The organism is Rhodoblastus sp., from assembly GCF_052145335.1.
Lineage (GTDB): Bacteria > Pseudomonadota > Alphaproteobacteria > Rhizobiales > Beijerinckiaceae > Rhodoblastus.
Map to the genome: position 1 here is coordinate 1 of NZ_JBKQOU010000045.1, position 19490 is coordinate 19490.

The 19490-nt window shown below is 61.9% G+C and carries 15 protein-coding genes; 1 reads left to right on the top strand and 14 read right to left on the bottom strand.

Annotated elements, in window-relative coordinates:
- The 8 genes from ACLP2E_RS02955 to ACLP2E_RS02990 form a co-directional block, all read right to left on the bottom strand.
- A partial coding sequence (locus ACLP2E_RS02955; RefSeq protein WP_442465115.1) for a sulfotransferase domain-containing protein occupies positions 1–142 on the bottom strand: 142 nt, incomplete at its 3' end.
- 389 nt (positions 143–531) lie between these two features.
- Positions 532–2301, bottom strand: coding sequence for a glucan ABC transporter ATP-binding protein/ permease (locus ACLP2E_RS02960; RefSeq protein ID WP_442465116.1), 1770 nt, complete (start codon positions 2299–2301; stop codon positions 532–534).
- A 134-nt stretch (positions 2302–2435) separates the two neighbouring features.
- Positions 2436–3935 (bottom strand): phosphomannomutase/phosphoglucomutase, encoded by a 1500-nt coding sequence (locus ACLP2E_RS02965; protein WP_442465108.1) that lies wholly within the window; start codon positions 3933–3935, stop codon positions 2436–2438.
- Positions 3936–4009: 74 nt separating this feature from the next.
- Positions 4010–5422 (bottom strand): mannose-1-phosphate guanylyltransferase/mannose-6-phosphate isomerase, encoded by a 1413-nt coding sequence (locus tag ACLP2E_RS02970; protein ID WP_442465109.1) that lies wholly within the window; start codon positions 5420–5422, stop codon positions 4010–4012.
- A 106-nt stretch (positions 5423–5528) separates the two neighbouring features.
- Positions 5529–5987 carry an EamA family transporter gene (locus tag ACLP2E_RS02975; protein WP_442463919.1) on the bottom strand — a complete coding sequence of 153 codons (459 nt, stop codon included), beginning with the start codon at positions 5985–5987 and terminating at the stop codon, positions 5529–5531.
- The gene (gene prfA / locus ACLP2E_RS02980; protein WP_442463920.1) at positions 5984–7066 is read right to left on the bottom strand and encodes a peptide chain release factor 1; all 1083 of its coding nucleotides are present in this window, start codon (positions 7064–7066) and stop codon (positions 5984–5986) included. The genes ACLP2E_RS02975 and prfA overlap by 4 nt, the downstream gene beginning before the upstream one ends.
- A 60-nt stretch (positions 7067–7126) precedes the next feature.
- Entirely contained in the window at positions 7127–9391 is a 2265-nt protein-coding gene (ptsP, locus tag ACLP2E_RS02985) for a phosphoenolpyruvate--protein phosphotransferase (RefSeq protein WP_442463921.1), read from the bottom strand.
- Positions 9392–9599: 208 nt separating this feature from the next.
- Positions 9600–10835, bottom strand: coding sequence for an aspartate kinase (locus tag ACLP2E_RS02990; RefSeq protein WP_442463922.1), 1236 nt, complete (start codon positions 10833–10835; stop codon positions 9600–9602).
- 249 nt (positions 10836–11084) lie between these two features.
- On the opposite strand from ACLP2E_RS02990, the gene ubiG reads away from it, so the two are divergent.
- Positions 11085–11861 carry a bifunctional 2-polyprenyl-6-hydroxyphenol methylase/3-demethylubiquinol 3-O-methyltransferase UbiG gene (gene ubiG, locus ACLP2E_RS02995; RefSeq protein WP_442463923.1) on the top strand — a complete coding sequence of 259 codons (777 nt, stop codon included), beginning with the start codon at positions 11085–11087 and terminating at the stop codon, positions 11859–11861.
- A 59-nt stretch (positions 11862–11920) separates the two neighbouring features.
- Here ubiG and ACLP2E_RS03000 read toward each other — a convergent pair whose 3' ends face one another.
- The 6 genes from ACLP2E_RS03000 to ACLP2E_RS03025 all read right to left on the bottom strand — a co-directional run bounded on the left by ACLP2E_RS03000 (position 11921) and on the right by ACLP2E_RS03025 (position 19443).
- Positions 11921–12322: a F0F1 ATP synthase subunit epsilon gene (locus ACLP2E_RS03000; protein WP_442463924.1), complete on the bottom strand. Its 402-nt coding sequence runs from the start codon at positions 12320–12322 to the stop codon at positions 11921–11923.
- Positions 12323–12439: 117 nt separating this feature from the next.
- Positions 12440–13885 (bottom strand): F0F1 ATP synthase subunit beta, encoded by a 1446-nt coding sequence (atpD, locus tag ACLP2E_RS03005; RefSeq protein WP_442463925.1) that lies wholly within the window; start codon positions 13883–13885, stop codon positions 12440–12442.
- 26 nt (positions 13886–13911) lie between these two features.
- Positions 13912–14781 carry a F0F1 ATP synthase subunit gamma gene (locus ACLP2E_RS03010; protein WP_442463926.1) on the bottom strand — a complete coding sequence of 290 codons (870 nt, stop codon included), beginning with the start codon at positions 14779–14781 and terminating at the stop codon, positions 13912–13914.
- A gap of 102 nt (positions 14782–14883) precedes the next feature.
- Positions 14884–16413, bottom strand: a complete 1530-nt coding sequence (atpA, locus tag ACLP2E_RS03015) for a F0F1 ATP synthase subunit alpha (RefSeq protein WP_442465110.1) — start codon at positions 16411–16413, stop codon at positions 14884–14886.
- The gene (locus ACLP2E_RS03020) at positions 16413–16985 is read right to left on the bottom strand and encodes a F0F1 ATP synthase subunit delta (protein WP_442465111.1); all 573 of its coding nucleotides are present in this window, start codon (positions 16983–16985) and stop codon (positions 16413–16415) included. Before ACLP2E_RS03020 ends, atpA begins: the two co-directional genes overlap by 1 nt.
- A gap of 226 nt (positions 16986–17211) precedes the next feature.
- Entirely contained in the window at positions 17212–19443 is a 2232-nt protein-coding gene (locus tag ACLP2E_RS03025; RefSeq protein ID WP_442462226.1) for a primosomal protein N', read from the bottom strand.
- Between the last annotated feature and the right edge of the window lie 47 nt (positions 19444–19490).

The following is a 19490-nucleotide window of genomic DNA, read 5'->3' on the forward strand; positions in this document are numbered from 1 at the left end:
GCCGCGCCAGTTCGGCGAAGGACGATTTTTCAATCGCCCGTCGCAATTGCTGAGCGCTCGGCCGCAACCGCAGAAACGACGCCAGACGGCCAAAACAGCGCTCCGGCATCCCCAGCATGTCCTCATAACGCAAGATCAGCACCGTTGTTCGTTGAGCGAAAAACTGGAAAAAACAGCGACATTTTAAACATTGTCATGCTTTTTCCCGCGAAAAAGGCGCTGGTTTTCACACATTTTTTCACCAGCCAATATCCACAATCGTAGCGTGCAGTTACCCCGGCGCCCGCGAAAACTTACGCCCGCTTTTTTAGAAATAACTGAAGATACAACGTGCTAACCGGCGGCTCGGCCGTCTCCCCGGAAAAGGGTTCCACGTGAAACAAAATAAGAACCTCATCAAAATCGGGATATATTCCACCGAAATCGTGGGGTTTCGCCTTTTCACCACATGGGTCGAAAGGACCGATTCCACCCTCTACGCCAGCAGCGGGCGCAAAGTTCAAAGCGGTGAGAGCCGCGGAGATCGCGCACTCAAGTCTCCGCTGTCGCCTCCCCGGCCATGAATTGCGCCCGCGCGAGCCCGGCGAAAATGCCGTCCCGCGCCACCAGTTCCTCGAATGAACCGCTTTCGACGATCTTGCCCTGATCGAACACCAGAATCTTGTTGGCGCGGCGGATCGTCGCGAGGCGATGGGCGATGACGAAAGTAGTGCGGCCGGCGGTCGCCGCCTCCAGCGCCGCCTGCAGTTGCTTTTCCGTCGCCGCGTCGAGGGCGGAAGTCGCCTCGTCGAAGATCATGATCGGCGGATCCTTGAGCAGCGCGCGGGCGATGGAAACGCGCTGGCGCTCGCCGCCCGAGAGCGACCGGCCTCTTTCGCCAACCACGGTCCTGATGCCGTCGACTTGCCGCGAGACGAATTCGCTCGCCTGCGCCCGCTCCAGCGCCAGCGCGATTTCGGCGTCGGTGGCCTTGACCTTGCCGACACGGAGATTTTCCTCGATCGAGCGGGCGAAAAGCATCGGCTCCTGGAAAACCACACCGATGTTGCGGCGCAGCGCGACCAGTTTCATGTCGCGGATGTCGATTCCGTCGATTCGGATCGCGCCGCCCTGCGGATCGAATACGCGATGCAGCAGGCTGAGAGTCGTCGATTTGCCGGAGCCGGTTGTGCCGACCAAAGCCACGGTCTCGCCGGGATGAACGACGAAACTGACGTCGTCCACCGCCTTGCGGCGCTCGTCATAGGCGAAACAGACATGATCGAACGAAACTTCGCCGACGAGGCGTCCGGGATCCCGCGCGTTCGGCCGGTCGGCGACATTGGGCGCGGTGTCCATCACCTCGAAGAAATCGGCCATTTTCGGCGCCTGCATGAACAGGTAGTTGACGAAACCGACCATCTGCTCCAGCCGCGCGATCAGCATGGTGGCGAAACCCATGAAAGTGACGATTTCGCCGATAGTGGCCAGATTTTGCAGATGCAGCCAGACGCCGATGAGAAAGATCGACAGCATGGTCAGCGTCGCCGAGGCGCGCGTCGCCACCGCCGCCAGGGCCCACCAGGACAGGACCGGCAATTGCGCGGCCAGCACCCGGTCGACGATGCGGCGAAGGCCCTGCGATTCGCTTTCCACGCGGGTGAAGGACTGGATCACCGGAACGTTGCCGAGGACATCCGAGGCCCGTTCAGCCAGCCGCGCATTGTGATGTTCCACCCGCGCCTGGAGACCTTCGGTCCGGCGCAGCACGAAAGTGGTGAGCAGGCCGAAACAGATCACCAGCACCAGCAGCACCGAAGCCAGCCGCCAGTTGACGAACAGGGTCAGCGGCAGAAGCACGAACAGGGCGACCATCGAGGCGCAGTTTTCGCGGAAGAACGACAGCCACAGGCCGGCCATGCCGCTGGCGCCTTCCAGCATCACCTTCAGCAGCCGTCCGGAATGGGTGGCGCCGTGAAAGCTCAGCGGCAGTTCGAGCAGATGGTCGAAGAAATCGGCCATGACCGCAAGACGGCGCCGATGCGACAGGCGGTCGGCATAGAGGGCGACCAGCACCGCCGCGCCGATCGAGAACAGGCCGAAGCCGACCCAGGCGAGCAACAAAGGCGTCAGCTCGGCCCAGGTCGGGGCGCGCTGCTGCGCTTGCGCGCTGGTCAAGGCGTCGATAATGCGGCCATAGAGCACCGGGTCGACAAATTGCGCGCAAGCCAGGGCGAGATTGGCGAAAACCAGGGTCAGCGCGAGACCACGCTCAGGAGCGAGCTCTCCGAGGACGCGGCGATAGACCTGGACGATCGACATCTTCGAACCCGACATGACCAATCCCGCATTCGTTGCCTATGACGCAACTATACTCGGATTCGCGTGACTGTCGCGTGTCCCTGGTTACTTGTCGCCGGGAAGGCCGGGGAGGCAAGTCTCAACTTGCGGAAGTATCAGATCGTCTGGTTATAGGCGCCGACCTCGCCGTTTTCGCGCAGCACAGCGTCCACAGCCTTGTACATGGCGTGGAGATTTTGTTCGGAGGCCGGGCTTTCCACCACCACGACCAGTTCCGGCTTGTTGGAGGAGGCGCGCACCAGCCCCCAGGTTCCGTCCTCGACGGTGACGCGCACGCCATTGACCGTGACCAGGCTCGAAATGTTCTGGCCGATGATAGTCTCTCCGGCGGCCTCCATCGCCTTGAAACGGGCGACGACCTTGTCCACCACGCCATATTTCACTTCGTCGGCACAATGAGGCGACATCGTCGGCGAGCCCCAGGTCTTAGGCAGGTCGGCGTAAAGATCCGCCATGGTCTTGCCCGGATTGCGGTCGAGCATTTCCAGCACGTGCACCGCGGTCAAAAGCCCATCGTCATAGCCGCGCCCGACCGGCGCGTTGAAGAAGAAATGGCCGGATTTCTCGAAGCCGGCCAGAGCATTCAGGTCATTGACCCGGCGCTTGATATAGGAATGGCCGGTCTTCCAGTAGTCGGCCTTGACGCCTTGCGCCTTGAGGACAGGATCGCTGGCGAACAGGCCGGTGGATTTGACATCGACGACGAAGGTCGCGCCCGGATAGAGTTTTGACAGGTCGCGGGCCAGCATCACGCCAATCTTGTCGGCGAAAATTTCCGCGCCATTATTATCGACCACGCCGCAGCGGTCGCCATCGCCATCGAAGCCGAGGCCGACATCGGCGCCCGTCTCGCGCACCTTGTCGGCCATGGCGTGCAACATTTCGAGGTCTTCGGGATTGGGATTGTAACGCGGGAAAGTATAGTCCGGCGTCACGTCGAGCGGGATGACCTCGCAGCCGAGGCGCTCCAGCAGTTCCGGCGCGAAGGCGCCCGCCGTGCCATTGCCGCAGGCGGCGACGACCTTCATTTTCCGGGTGAGTTTGGTGCGGCCGGCGAGATCGTCGAGATAGGTCTTGCCGAAATCCTCGACATAGACGTAAGAGCCGCCGGAACGGCTCTGGTAGCGGCCTTCCAGCACGATGTCGCGCAGGCGGGCCATTTCGTCCGGCCCGAAAGTGACGGGACGCTGCGCTCCCATTTTCACTCCTGTCCAGCCGTTGTCGTTATGCGAAGCGGTGACCATGGCGACCGCAGGGCAATCCAGCGCGAATTGTGCAAAATAGGCCATCGGCGAAAGGGCGAGACCGATGTCCACCACTTCCACGCCGCCCGCCATCAGTCCACAGATAAGGGAATGTTTGATCGACGCGGAATAGGAGCGGAAGTCGTGACCGGTCGCCAGCCTCGGCTTGACGCCCATTTCATGCAGCAAAGTGGCGAGGCCGAGGCCGAGCGCCTGCACGCCCATCAGGTTGAGCTCCGAGCCGAACAGCCAGCGCGCGTCATATTCCCGGAAGCCCGTCGGCTTCACCAGAGGCAGGCGCTCATATTCGAACGTATTGGGCGTCAGGTCGGTCACGGGTTTGGGGAACATGGGCGTCTCGCGGAGGTTCGTCATTGCATCGCGTCGCGCGCCATGACGGAAGAGGAAAGGTTGCGCCGAAAAGATCAGACGCGCCGATAGACATCCTCGAGGCGTACGATGTCGTCCTCGCCAAGATAGGAGCCGGTCTGAACCTCGATCAGCTCCAGGTCGATTTTTCCCGGATTGATCAAGCGATGCACGGCGCCGATGGGCAGATAGATCGACTGGTTTTCATGCACCATCAGAACCTCGTCATTGCGCGTCACTTCCGCCGAGCCGCGCACCACGATCCAGTGCTCGGCGCGATGATAATGCTTTTGCAGCGACAATTTCTGTCCCGGCTTGACGACGATGCGCTTGACCTGATGGCGCTCGCCATTGTCGATCGACTGGTAATAGCCCCAGGGCCTGTAGACGCGGCGGTGCTCCTGCGCCTCCTTGCGATTGCGGCGCTTCAGCTCCTCCACCAATTGCTTGACCTTGTCGCCATGTTGCGCGCCCAAGACCAGCACGGCGTCGTCGGTCGTCACCACGATCACGTCGTCGACGCCGAGAACCGCCGTCAAAATGTCGTCGGAACGCACATGAACGTTACGGCTTTCCTGCACCAGGCCGTGACCCCGCACCGAATTGCCGTGCTCGTCGCGCTCAGATAATTCCCACACGGCCTGCCAGTTGCCGACATCCGACCAGCCGATGTCGGCGGGAATCACCGCCGCAAGGGAGGTTCGCTCCATCACCGCATAATCGATCGAGGTTTTCGGCGCAGCAGCAAAAGACTCTTGGTCGAGCGCCAGGAAACCAAGATCGGTTTTGGCCTTGGCGCAGGCCCGCGTCGCCGCTTCGGCGATTTCAGGTTCGAAAGCGCGTAGTTCTTCGCGCATGACATCGGCGCGGAAGAAGAAATTGCCGGAATTCCATAAGTAGCCTTGCTCGACGTAAGCTTGCGCGGTAGCGAGATCCGGCTTTTCGACAAAGGCCTCGACCTTGGCCACGCCGGTCTCGGCGGCGATGATCTTGCCGGGCCTGATATAGCCATAACCCGTGGCCGGACCGTACGGCTTGATGCCGAGCGTCACTATTAAGCCCTGCTCCGCCGCCGCCGCGGCCTTGAGGCAAAGATTTTGAAAGACATCGACCTTGCGCACCACGTGATCGGCGGCGAAAACCGCAACGACGGCGTCGCTCGCCCTGGCCGCCGCCAATTCACAGGCGACGGCGACGGCGGCCGCGGAATCGCGCCGTTCGGGCTCAAGCACGATCTCGCCCTTGACGCCGATCTGCGCCATCTGTTCCTTCACCAGGAAACGGTAGTCGTGGTTGGTGATGATCGTCGGCGCTTCGAAAACTCCTTGGCCCAACCGCAATAAGCTGTCCTGAAAGGTCGACAGTTTTCCAAGGAGAGGAATGAACTGCTTCGGCATGGTCTCTCGCGAAGCAGGCCAAACACGCGTGCCGGCGCCGCCGCACATGATGACCGGGACAATCTTCTTCATATGCACCTCGTTCGGACTATCGCCGGATCGCCGCTTCAGGCCGGTGATCCGCTGGGTCAAAGCTATCGCAACTTAGGGGGATCGTGTAACGGATTTCCACACGCCTTCAGCCCTTGTAAGCGACGAGAAGCGCTCCGCAACCGATGAGGAACACTCCGATCCAATTCGGCGTTGAAAGCCGCTCGCCGAGAAAAACTACGCCGAATATGGCGACCAGCACGACGCTGAGCTTGTCGATGGGGGCAACGCGCGCGGCGTCGCCAAGTTTCAGGGCGCGAAAATAACACAGCCAGGAGGCGCCGGTCGCCAACCCGGAAAGCGTCAGAAAGGCCAAGGTTTTCGGGTTCAGGGTCCACGGCTGGATCCGTCCCGTCGCCGTGAGCAACAGCCCGAGGACTGCGACCACGACCACGGTGCGAATGAGCGTGGCGAAATCAGAATCCACGCGTTCGACGCCGATTTTGGCGAAAATCGCGGTCAAGGCGGCGAAAGCCGCCGACAACAGCGCCCAGAACGTCCATGAAGCGAACCACGAGACGAACAAGGATTCCACATCCGGTCTCATGATGCGCCGCCTTCGCTTTCCGCAAGAAGCCGCGCCTGATGGTCGGCGATCAGCGGATCCAGTATTTCATCCAGGGCTTCGCCTTCCATCACCTTGTCAATCTTGTAAAGGGTCAGGTTGATGCGGTGGTCGCTGACACGCCCTTGCGGAAAATTATAGGTACGAATGCGCTCGGAGCGGTCGCCCGAGCCGACCTGCGCCCGACGGTCCGCCGCTCGGGCATCATCGAGTCTCCCGCGCTCCAGATCGAACAGGCGTGAGCGCAGGATATCCATCGCCTTGGCCTTGTTGCGGTGCTGCGAACGCTCCTCCTGCATCATTACGACAATGCCGCTGGGAATATGGGTGATGCGGATCGCCGATTCGGTCTTGTTGACGTGCTGGCCGCCCGCTCCGCCGGCGCGCATCGTGTCGATGCGCAGGTCGCCTTCATTGATCGCCAGATCGACTTCGGTCGCTTCCGGTAAAACTGCGACCGTGGCGGCGGAAGTGTGGATGCGTCCCTGCGTCTCGGTGGCGGGCACGCGCTGCACGCGATGCGTCCCGCTTTCGAATTTAAGCCGCGCGAACACGCCCTTGCCCTTCACCTGCGCGATGATTTCCTTGAAGCCGCCCGCCGTGCCCTCGCTGGCGGAAATCAACTCCATCGTCCAGCCGCGTCGCTCGGCGTATTTCTGGTACATGCGAAACAGATCGCCGGCGAAAAGCGCCGCTTCGTCACCGCCGGTTCCCGCGCGGATTTCGAGAATGGCGTTTTTCTCATCCGCCGCATCGCGCGGCAGCAGCGCCACGCGAAGGTTTGTTTCCGCTTCTGCAAGCTGGTCTTTCAGGCCGGGAAGTTCGTCTTCCGCTAGCGCCCGCATATCGGAGTCGGTCGCGGGATCGGCTCGCAAGGTTTCGAGATCGGAAATTTCTGTGGCGAGGGCGCGAAAAGCCCTGATCGCCGCCGCGACCGGCTCCAATTCCGCCAATTCGCGGGAAAATGCGGAAAAAGCCGAGGAATCGACGCCTTCGGAAAGGCGGTGGCCGATCTCTTCGTGACGGCGCAGGATGAGATCGAGTTTTTCCGGCGGCAGCATGGTAAAAAATCCGGCCTGGGCGTCGAGAAAGGAGGGGGACAGGCGTGAAAAAGGGGGGCGCTACAAGGGCACGCCGTGCCTTTCGACGAAGCTATGCAGTTCGTGGCGCACCGAAATTCGATCGTCCGGGTGGTTGATCAGCGGCGTCAGGAAGTCGCGCGTCGCCGCAAGATCGGTAGCCAGGAGCGCCGCCTTGACCGGGCCGATGGCGGATGGCGTCATCGACAGGCCGCGATAGCCAATGGCCGCCAGAGCTATCGCTTCCAGCGGCTTGCCGCCCATTTCCCCGCAAAGCGTAACCGGCGTCTTGTTCCGCACTCCCGCGTCGACAATCGTCTTGAGCGCGCGAAGGCTGGGCGGCGACAGATCGTCGAAACGCGCAGCCACTCTTTTGTTGTCGCGGTCGACGGCGAACAGATATTGCGTCAGGTCGTTCGAGCCGACCGAGAGAAAATCGGCGCAGGCGCAGATTTCATCGAGTTGCCATAGCAGCGACGGCACTTCGACCATCACGCCGAGCTTAAGATCGGTCGGTAGTTCATAATCGTGCCGACGCAGGAACTCTACTTCCCGTTCGCAAACCGCCTTGGCCTGGCTGAATTCCGCCGTCGTCGCCACCATGGGGAACATGATGCGCATTTCGCGTCCGGCGCCCGCGCGCAACATCGCCCGCAGTTGCATACGCAGCAGGCCGGGCCGATCGAGGCCGATGCGGATCGCCCGCCATCCAAGCGCCGGATTTTCCTCCTCCATCTTGGCCATATAGGGCAAAACCTTGTCCGACCCGATATCGAGCGTGCGAAAAGTCACCGGCCTGCCTCCGACAGCCTCGATCACTTTGCGATACAGCGCATATTGTTCGGACAGGCGAGGAAAACTCGACGCCACCATGAATTGCAGTTCGGTGCGGAACAGGCCGACGCTCTGCGCGCCGGCTTCAGCGACATGATGACAGTCGATCAGCAGTCCGGCGTTCATGTGCAGGCCGACATGGACGCCGTCGCGGGTGACGGCGGGAACGTCGCGGAGCTTGTGATATTGCTCCTGGCGCCGCGCCCGCAGCCGCGCCTTCTCGCCATAGGCCGCCTCGACATCCGGCGGCGGACGCAATTGCACCTCGCCGGAGCCGCCGTCGACGATGATCGGATCGCCAGTCTCGACCAGGTCGGTAATATTGGGCACTTCGCCAATTGCCGGAATGCCCAGGGCGCGCGCAATGATCGCGACATGGCTGGTCGGCCCGCCATCTTCGAGCACCAGCCCGCGCAGGTTCGCGCGGTCGTAATCCAGCAGCGCCGCCGGACCCATGTTGCGCGCCACCAAAATGGCGTTGGCCGGCAACGCGCCGCCATGCGACACGCCCTGGCCGGTTAGCTGTTGCAGCAGGCGATTAGCCAGATCGTCTAGATCGTGCAGCCTCTCGCGCAAATAGGGATCGGTCTGGCGCTGCAACTTGGCGCGCGCGTCGTTCTGCACCCGCTCCACCGCCGCTTCTGCGGTCAGGCCAGAATCGAGAGCCTCGCGCAGCCGCCTCAGCCATCCGCGATCATTGGCGAACATGCGCACCGTTTCGAGCACGTCTCGATGCTCGCCCGCGCCGTAACGGTCGCCACGCGCAATCAGCTGGTCGATCTGCTCGCGCATTGCAAGGATCGCCTGGTCGAGCCGCTGGGTTTCGGCTTGGGGGTCTTCCGCCACCAATTGCTTGATGACGATGCGCGGCTCGTGGAGCACGACATGGCCGAGGCCGACGCCTTCGCTGAGCGGTGAACCACACAAGGCCATCGGCTTTTGCAGGCTCAGGCTTTGGCCAGGCTGAGCCAGCGACTGCAATTCGCCCGAAGCGATCATTTCGGCCAGCAGCATCGCCGTGGTTTGCAGCGCCTCAACTTCTTCCTCGGAATAGGTGCGGCGGGCGCGATTCTGCACGACCAGAACGCCGAGCGTATTGCCGCCGCGCAAGATGGGGACGCCCAGGAAGGATTGATAGATTTCTTCGCCGGTTTCCGGGCGATAGGAAAAAGCCGGATGGGCTTGGGCGTCAGCCAAGGCGAGCGGCTCGGCCTTTTCGGCGATCAGGCCGACCAGACCTTCGCTGGTGGTCATGGTGGTGAGATGCACCGCCTCGCGATTCAAACCCTCGGTGGCGTAAAGTTCAAGGTTTCCGTCGGAGCGCAGCACATAGACGGAGCAGACTTCGGCCACCATGTTGGCGGCGATATGAATGACGATACGGTCCAGCCGCGCCTGCGCGCTCACCGGCTCCGCCATGACCTCGCGAAGCCGGCGCAGAAGCAGACGGGGTCCGCCCATCGCGCCGCGCATATTCCTCATCCTGTCCGGAAGACGCGCGAGAGGCGCCTCCTCATCGAGTATCCTTGACGATTCGCCCGTCGACCGCCGCTCGCGACCCTATAGGGATGCAAGGTCCGGACCGCAAGCGAGGGCCTGGAACCGACGCACACGCGTTTGCTCGTCGCCTATAGTGACGTCGCGCGCGAATCTCCGTCAAGGGCTACGGAGAACATCCATTTCACGCCTTGTCCAAGCCGTAAAGCGAATGAAGCGTGCGCACGGCAAGTTCCGTATATGCCGCGTCTATGAGCACCGAAAACTTGATTTCCGACGTCGTGATGGCGCGTATGTTGACGCCTTTCTGCGCAAGAGCGCGGAAAGCCGCAGCCGCCACGCCGGCATGGCTGCGCATTCCAACGCCGATCGCTGAAACTTTCACCACATCGGTCGAAGCCTGTAGCGTGGAAAAGCCGACCTCGGGCTTGGCCTTTTCCAGGACTGCGCGGGCCCTCTCGAATTCCGCCGCCGGCACGGTGAAGGTGATGTCGGTGGTTTCGGCGTCGTCGGAAACGACCTGGATGATCATGTCGACGTTGATATTAGCCTCCGCCAGGGGCTGGAAGATCGCCGCGGCTACGCCGGGCTTGTCAGCGACCTTGCGCAAGGTGATCTGCGCTTCGTCCTTTGAGAAGGCTATTCCGGTCACGACTTGCTGTTCCACAATATCCTCCTCATCGCAAATCAAAGTGCCGGGCTGCGGATCGGCAGGATCATCGAAAGACGAACGCACGAAAGTCTTCACCCGATGCACCATGGCCATTTCGACCGAACGCACCTGCAGCACCTTGGCCCCCAGCGAGGCCATTTCAAGCATTTCCTCGAAGGCGATTCTGTCCAACCGCCGCGCCTTGTGAACCACGCGAGGGTCAGTGGTATAGACCCCATCCACGTCGGTATAGATATCGCAACGATCCGCCTTGATCGCGGCCGCAATGGCCACTGCGCTCGTGTCCGAGCCGCCGCGTCCCAATGTCGAAATCCGTCCGGTTTCCCGATCGACACCCTGGAATCCCGCAATCACCGCCACTTCCTTGCGGCCGAAACCTTCTATCAGTCGATCGCCGTCGATTTTCTCGATCCGCGCCGAGCCATGCGCGCCATCGGTCTCGATCGGAATCTGCCAGCCCTGCCAGGAGCGGGCCGAAACGCCCATTTCCTGCAACGCTATGGCCAGCAGTCCCGAGGTCACCTGCTCCCCCGAAGCGACGACCGCGTCATATTCACACGCGCTGTAAAGCGCACTGGCGTCCTTGACCCAGCCGACGAGTTCGTTGGTCTTTCCGGACATGGCCGAAACGACAACAGCCACTTCGAAGCCAGCGTCGACCTCGCGTTTGACATGATGCGCCACATTACGGATTCGTTCGATATTGGCGACCGAAGTGCCGCCGAATTTCATCACCAGACGAGCCATGATGCCTGATTTAATCCTTCATTCTTTACCGCGACACGTCGCGGTTTGAGAATCCCTTGCGTCAGCAGACAGGGCGTGAAAAGACTCGCGGTCTTGCGAAGGGCTATTGGTCGTGTTCAGTCCCAGCAGCTGACCCAGATATTGTCCGGCGAACGGGAAAACTCGCCCCGCGCCTTGGGGGCCGCTATACATGACGGGGCGGGCCTTTTGTGTCAACGCTTAGCAGCAGCCTGTTTTTTCGAGTGAGCCATGTCGGAATTTTCAACGCGGGGCGCGAAGAGCGTCGACAAGCACGAACTCGCGCGATTCGCCAAATTGGGCGACGGCTGGTGGGATGTTTCTGGTCCGCAGCGCGCCCTGCACCGGCTCAATCCTGTGCGCGTCGCCTATCTGCGCAATCTCTTCTGCGCGCATTTCCCCGACGGCGCCAAGCCGCGCGACCGCAAGGCGGAAAAGCCGCTGGCAGGATTGCGAGTCGTCGATCTCGGCTGCGGCGGCGGTCTGCTTGCAGAACCGCTAGCGCGTCTCGGGGCGCATATGACCGCCATCGATCCGGCGCAAGAAAACATTCTTGCCGCCCGCCGCCACGCCGAGGCCGGCGGATTGGAAATCGACTACCGGCCCCTAACCGTCGAGGCTCTCGCCGAATCGAACGAGATTTTCGACGCGGTTCTGGCAATGGAAGTGCTGGAGCACGTCGCCGACGTCGATGGTTTTTTGCGCGCCGCGGCATCGTTGGTGCGGCCCGACGGGCTTTTCGTAGGCGCGACACTTAACCGCACCCTGAAAAGCTACGCCTTGGCGATCGTCGGCGCCGAATATGTGTTGCGCTGGGTCGAGCGCGGTACTCATGACTGGGCGAAATTCCTTCGGCCGGAACAATTGCTCAAGCCTCTCAAGGCGGCCGGACTGTCGGAAATCGACCGCGCAGGAATCGTCTATCAGCCGCTGCGCGACGAGTGGCGTCTGTCGGGCGACATGGACGTCAATTACATGCTGGCGCTGGAGCGGCCCGGCACAAAATGAAAGTCACAAAATCTAACGGCCCCTCGCTGAGGGGCCGTTAGATTTCATAACGAATCAGATCAGGCGGCAATCGCGTCTTTCAACTCTTTCAGCTGATCTAACTTTTCCGCCGCGAGCTTTTTCGCTTCTTCCGTCTTGGCGTCGGCGAGATCTTCCTCCGCGTTCTTGATCTCGACTGCGAGACGCGACGCGTCGAATTGCTCCAGCGGCGAAGCCTGTTCCGCCAAGAGGGTCAAACCGCCGCCCGCGACATCGACAAAGCCGCCGAGCACAAAAAGCCTGGTCTTCTTGGTGGCGGTCTCGTCGATTTCGACAATGCCCGCCTTGAGAACGGACATCACCGGCGCATGGTCCTTCATGACCGTGAACTGGCCTTCGATCCCGGGAACGACGACGGCTTCGACTTCGCCGGAAAACAGCAGTTTTTCGGGCGAGACGAGCTCGAAGTGAAATGTCGCCATAAGACTCTCCAAACAAGGGAGTTTTTTCGCCAGCCTCGGCTCGCTCATCGCGGCGCGGGGCTACGTAACATCACAAAATTCCGGCGGCGCAAACCGCCGGAACCGCATTCCGACAGATCAAGCCGCCTGGGCGGCCAGCTTCTGGGCCTTTTCGACGGCTTCCTCGATCGCGCCAACCATGTAGAAGGCCGCTTCCGGCAGATGGTCATATTCACCCGCGACCAGACCTTTGAACCCTTTGATGGTGTCGGCAAGCGAAACCAGCTTGCCAGGCGAACCAGTGAACACTTCGGCAACGTGGAAGGGCTGCGACAGGAAGCGCTCGATCTTGCGCGCGCGCGCGACAGTTAGCTTATCCTCTTCGGAAAGTTCATCCATGCCGAGAATGGCGATGATGTCCTGCAAGGACTTGTAGCGCTGCAGCGTCGATTGCACCTTACGCGCAATGTCGTAATGCTCTTCGCCGACGATCAGCGGCGAGAGCATGCGCGAAGTCGAGTCGAGCGGATCGACCGCCGGATAAATGCCCTTTTCCGCGATCGAGCGCGACAAAACGGTGGTCGCGTCCAGATGGGCGAAGGAGGTGGCCGGCGCCGGATCGGTCAAATCGTCGGCGGGGACGTAAATTGCCTGCACCGAGGTGATCGATCCCTTGTTCGTGGTGGTGATGCGTTCCTGCAGCAGGCCCATGTCGGTGGCGAGAGTCGGCTGATAGCCAACCGCCGAGGGGATGCGGCCGAGCAGCGCCGACACTTCCGAACCCGCCTGGGTGAAACGGAAGATATTGTCGACGAAGAACAGCACGTCCTGGCCCTTGTCGCGGAAATGTTCGGCGACGGTCAGGCCGGTCAGGGCAACGCGGGCGCGGGCGCCCGGAGGCTCGTTCATCTGGCCGTAAACCAGGGCGCATTTGGAGCCGGTGGTCGAGCCGCCGTGCTCCTTCGGGTCCTTGTTGACGCCGCCTTCGATCATTTCGTGATAAAGATCATTGCCTTCACGGGTGCGCTCGCCGACGCCGGCGAACACCGAATAACCGCCGTGGGCCTTGGCGATATTATTGATCAACTCCATAATCAGCACGGTCTTGCCGACGCCTGCGCCGCCGAACAGGCCAATCTTGCCGCCTTTGGCGTAAGGCGCGAGCAGATCGACGACCTTGATGCCGGTTTCGAGGATCTGCGCTTCGGTCGCCTGTTCAGCGTAGGAAGGCGCCGGCTGATGAATGGCGCGCAGGCCATCGTTGGGGACCGGACCGGCTTCATCGACCGGCTCGCCAATCACGTTGATGATGCGGCCGAGCGTGCCTTCGCCGACCGGAACCATTATCGGGGCGCCGGTGTCGCGCACCGACTGGCCGCGGACCAAGCCTTCGGAGACGTCCATGGCGATGCAACGCACAGAGCTCTCACCGAGATGCTGGGCGACTTCGAGAACCAGGCGGTTGCCGTTGTTCGTTGTTTCGAGCGCGTTCAGGATTTCCGGCAGCTTACCTTCGAACTTAACGTCGACGACGGCGCCGATGACCTGCGTGACGCGGCCCGTGGGCAAAGAGGCTTCAGCCATTTTTGGTCCTCACATTTCTATGACGGTCAGAGCGCTTCGGCGCCCGAGATGATTTCGATCAGTTCCTTGGTGATCATAGCCTGACGCGAACGGTTGTAGATCGTCGTCTGCTTCTTGATCATTTCGCCGGCATTGCGCGTGGCGCTGTCCATGGCGCTCATGCGGGCGCCCTGTTCCGAAGCAGCGTTCTCCAGCAGGGCTCGGAAAACCTGCACGGAAATGTTGCGCGGCAACAGAGTCGCCAGAATTTCGTCCTGGCCCGGCTCATATTCATAGGCCGCTTCGCTCGAAGCCTTATCGCTCGCAATCTGCGCGGGAATCAGCTGCTGCGCCGTCGGGATCTGCAGGATCACCGAGCGGAATTTCGAATAGAAGAGGGTCGCGACGTCGAATTCGCCGTGGTCGAACCAGTCGATGATCTTTTTGCCGATCGGATCGGCGTTTTCGAAGGCGAGTTGGCGAACCGAACGCAAGTCGATCAATTCGACGATATTCTTTTCGAACTGACGGCGAAGTTGGTCATAGCCCTTCTTGCCGATGCAGAGGATCTTTACCGTCTTACCCTCGGCCTGCAAGGCGAAGGCCTTTTCGCGCGCCAGACGAGCGATCGACGAATTGAAGCCGCCGCACAGGCCGCGCTCGGCGGTGGCGACGACCAGAAGATGGGTCTCGTTCTTGCCGTTGCCGGACAATAAAGCCGGCCCGGCGCCGGGAGCGATGCCGGAGGCGAGATTGGCGAGAACGATATCCATGCGTTCAGCATAGGGGCGCGCGGCTTCCGCGCCCTGCTGGGCGCGACGCAATTTCGCCGCCGCCACCATCTGCATGGCCTTGGTGATTTTCTGCGTCGCCTTCACGGAAGCGATGCGATTTCGTAGATCCTTCAACGAGGGCATGGTTTTCCGCTCGACTGCCGCCCTCCGAACCGGTTTATCCGGCCTGCGGGGCGATCAAAAAGGCGAGCCCGTCGTCGTCAGAACGGCGGGCCCGATGCGAATTCAGGCGAAGGACTTGGTGTAGCCTTCGACGATCGACTTCAGCTGGGCAGCTGAGGCGTCGGATAGATCCTTGGACGAACGGATCGCTTCCAGAAGATCTGCATGGCTGGTGCGCAGCAGCGCCAGAAGACCGTCTTCATAAGCCTTGATCCGGTTGACCGGCAGAGCGTCGAGATAGCCGTTGACGCCGGCGTAGATCACCGAAACCTGCTCTTCCATCTTCAGCGGCGAAAATTGCGCCTGCTTCAGAAGTTCGGTCAAGCGCGAGCCACGGTTCAGCAGGCGCTGGGTGGTGGCGTCGAGATCCGAGCCAAACTGGGCGAAGGCGGCCATTTCGCGATACTGAGCCAATTCGCCCTTGATCTTGCCGGCGACTTTTTTCATCGCCTTGGTCTGCGCCGAAGAGCCGACGCGCGACACCGAGAGGCCGACGTTCACCGCCGGGCGGATGCCCTGATAGAACAGGTCGGTTTCGAGGAAGATCTGGCCGTCGGTGATCGAGATCACGTTGGTCGGAATATAGGCCGACACGTCATTGGCCTGGGTTTCGATCACCGGCAGGGCGGTCATCGATCCGGCGCCGTTGGCTTCATTCAGCTTGGCTGCGCGTTCGAGCAGGCGGCTGTGCAGATAGAACACGTCGCCGGGATAGGCTTCGCGGCCCGGCGGGCGGCGCAGCAGCAGCGACATCTGGCGATAGGCGACAGCCTGTTTGGTCAGATCGTCATAAACGATCAGCGCATGCATGGCGTTGTCGCGAAAATATTCGCCCATGGCCGCGCCGGCAAAGGGAGCCAGGAACTGCATCGGGGCCGGATCGGAGGCGGTGGCGGCGACGACAATGGAATATTCCATGGCGCCTTGCTCTTCCAGAACCTTCACGAACTGAGCGACAGTGGAGCGCTTCTGGCCGACCGCGACATAGACGCAGTAGAGCTTGGCGCTTTCGTCAGCGCCCTGATTGATCGACTTCTGGTTGAGGATGGCGTCGAGCGCCACTGCGGTCTTTCCAGTCTGGCGATCGCCGATGATCAACTCGCGCGGGCCGCGGCCGATCGGGATCAGGGCGTCGATGGCCTTGAGGCCGGTCGCCATCGGCTCGTGCACCGATTTGCGGGGAATGATGCCGGGCGCCTTGACGTCGACGCGCGAGCGCCTGGTGGCGTTGATCGGGCCCTTGCCGTCGATCGGATTGCCGAGCGCGTCGACGACGCGGCCGAGCATTTCCTTGCCCACGGGAACGTCGACGATCGAGCCGGTGCGCTTGACGGTCTGGCCTTCCATGATTTCACGGTCGGAGCCGAAAATGACGACGCCGACGTTGTCGGCTTCAAGGTTCAGGGCCATGCCCTGAATGCCGTTTTCGAACGCGACCAATTCGCCCGCCTGGACGTTGTCGAGGCCGTAGACGCGGGCGATGCCGTCGCCGACGGACAGAACCTGGCCGACTTCCGTGACCTGAGCTTCATTACCGAAATTCGCGATTTCGTTTTTCAGAATCGCGGAAATTTCTGCGGCGCGGATATCCATCAGCCGACCTCTTTCATGCGTGTGCGGAGCGAGTTGAGTTTGGTTTTCAGCGAGGCGTCAACCATGCGAGAACCAAGCTGGACGACAATCCCGCCAATGATCGACGGATCGACACTGACGTTGACCTTGACGGTCGAGCCGCCCGAAACCTGCCGCAGCGCTTCTTCAAGCGAGGCGGAATGATCGGGCGAAAGCGGTTCGGCGACGGTGACCTGCGCCCGGGTCACGCCCTTGGCCTTGTCGTTCAGCGCGTTGAAGGCGCGGATCATTTCCGGCAGGACGAACAAGCGGCGTTTTTCGGCGACGAGCTTGATAAAATTGGCGGTAATGCCGCTATAACCGAAGTGCGTCAAAAGGGCGGTGACCGCCTTGAGCTGTTCTTCGGCAGTGAAGATCGGGCTGGCGACGAAACGCTGCAGATCGGCGTTTCCCGCGACCAGCGCGCCGAAATTCTGCAATTCGCTGGCGACGACGTCGGTGGAATGAGTGTCCTGCGCGAGGGAGAACAGGGCCTGGGCATAGCGTCCCGCAACGCCGGATGTCGGATTCTTCGAGTCGTCGACTTCAGCCACGCGGAAAGGCCCCTTCTAGCGCTCGGAACACAATTCAGCCCGACTAGTGTCCGGCGCCACGCGCCGCATCATCGGAAGGTCTGAACTGTCAGGAAACGGAGAGCCGGCGAGCCGTTCTCCCCGAAAGGCGGGCGTGAGGTAACATAGGGCGCCACGCCACGCAACCCTGCGAGACGCGGCGAAAGTAAGGCTTTGGGATAATTTACATTAGAAACGCCCCAAAAACTCACAAAAAATTCTGCGGGTCGACATCGACGGACACGGTTAATCCGCCGCGCGCGGTCACCGCCTTGGCCAGCATTTGCCGCAGGAACCCTTGAAGGTCGGCGCGGCGGGGCGCCTTGATCAACAGGCGGAATCGGTGCTTTCCCCGCAGCATGGCGATGGGCGCTTCCGCAGGGCCGAGCACGACAATATCGTCTTCGCTCGGAATATGGCCGGGAGCGCACACGCTCCAGCCGCACTTTTCCGGCGCCATGCACGCTGCGCGGGCCAAGGCGCGGGCGTGGGTTTCAGCCGCGGTGCGGTCGGGTCCGGCGACGATCACCGCGGCGAGCCGGCCGAAAGGCGGCAGGCGCGCGTCGCGCCGCATTTGCGTCTCCTCCCGGTAGAAGCGCTCGAAATCGCCGGAAAGCAGGGCGCGCAGCACCGGATGCTCCTTCTGAAAGGTCTGCAGCAGGGCTCGGCCCGGCTTTTCTCCGCGCCCGGCGCGGCCGGCCACCTGATTGAGCAGTTGAAAGGTCCGCTCGGCGGCGCGCGGATCGCCATTGGATAGGCCGATATCGGCGTCAACCACACCGACCAGGGTCAGAGCAGGAAAATTGTGGCCCTTGGCAACCAGTTGCGTGCCGATGACGAGATCGAACTGATGTTCCGCCACCGCCCGCAATTCGGCCCTCATTCTTCCAGTTCCTCCTGGCATGTCGGAGGAAAGAACCAGCAGCCGGACATCAGGAAAAAGCTCTGCAGCTTCCTCCGCTACCCGCTCGACGCCGGGCCCGCAGGCGCTGAGCGAATCTGGCGCGCCGCATACTGGGCAGAGTTCGGGACGGCGCTCGACGTGGCCGCAATGATGGCAAACCAGGGCGCGGCGGACGCGATGTTCGACCAACCAGGCCGAGCAGTTCGGACATTGGAATTTGTGGCCGCAGGCACGGCACAGGGTCAAAGGCGCATAGCCGCGCCGGTTAAGAAACAGCAGGGCCTGTTCATGGCGCTGGAAATTTTGTCGCAGCGCTTCGACGAGGCGCGGCGAAATCCATTTTCCGCGCGGCGCCGGGTCCTTGCGGAGATCGATGGCCTCGATCAGCGGCAGATCGCGACCGGCGAAGCGACTGTCCAGCCGCAGATGGGCGTAGCGGCCCTGGCGTGCGTTTTCGCGCGTTTCAATAGACGGCGTCGCCGAGGCCAGGACCACAGCGCAGGCTTCGATGCGCGCCCGCACCACTGCCATGTCGCGGGCGTGATAAGCGACGCCGTCGTCCTGTTTATAGGCCTGCTCATGCTCCTCATCGACGACGATCAGGCGCAAATCGGAAAAAGGCAGGAACAGCGCCGAGCGGGCGCCCGCCACCACGCGCGCGCCTTCGGCCACGCCGCGCCAGACCCTCGTCCTGCGCCGCGGCGACAGGCCGGAATGCCATTCAGCCGGGCGGTGGCCGAACCGCGCGGCGAACCGTTCGAGAAATTGCGCTGTGAGTGCGATTTCCGGCATCAGGATCAGCGCCTGGCCACCCTCGCGCAAAGCTTGCGCCACGGCCTCGAAATAGACTTCGGTTTTGCCGGAGCCGGTCACGCCTTCGAGCAGGATGGGCTTGAACGAATGGGCGGCGACGGCTTCGCTTAAAGACCGCGCCGCCTGGGCCTGATCCGACGACAGCGCCGGGCTGGCGAAAGCGGGATCCGGCGTTTCCGCCGCCTTGGGCGGCGGCAGCGCCAAAGTCTCCAGCGCGCCGTCGTCGATCAGCGCGTCGATGACGCTTGAGGAGACCCCGGCCTGTCGCGCCAGCTCGGTCTTGCCGATCGCCAGACCGCTCAGCGCCGCCTCCAGCACCCTCTTGCGCGCATCGGTAAAGCGTTTGGGCGGAACGCCGGTCAGGCGCAGTCCGATGCGGATCGGCTCCTCGCCGGACTCCTGCGCCCCCCGTGTAGCCATGCGCAACACGTTGCCACGCGGCGCAAGCGTCCAGGCCGCGACCCAATCGATCAAGGCGCGTAATTTCTTCGGCAAGGGCGGCTGCTCTAGCCGCGAGATTATCGGCTTTAGATTATCGCCACTGCCGCAGCGCAAGGCCCATACGACGCCGAAAGCTTCACGCGTTCGCAGCGAGACGGCGACAAAATCGCCTTCCTCGAGATGCAGGCTGCCGGGAACGCGATAGGAATAGGGTTGATCGACGGCGACGGGAACGAGGACGTCGGCGATCTGAGGGGCGTTGGAGGGGCTCGCCTCGCTCATTTTTCTCCACACGACCGCCGAGCCGCAATGTTACGAAAGCGCGCGGC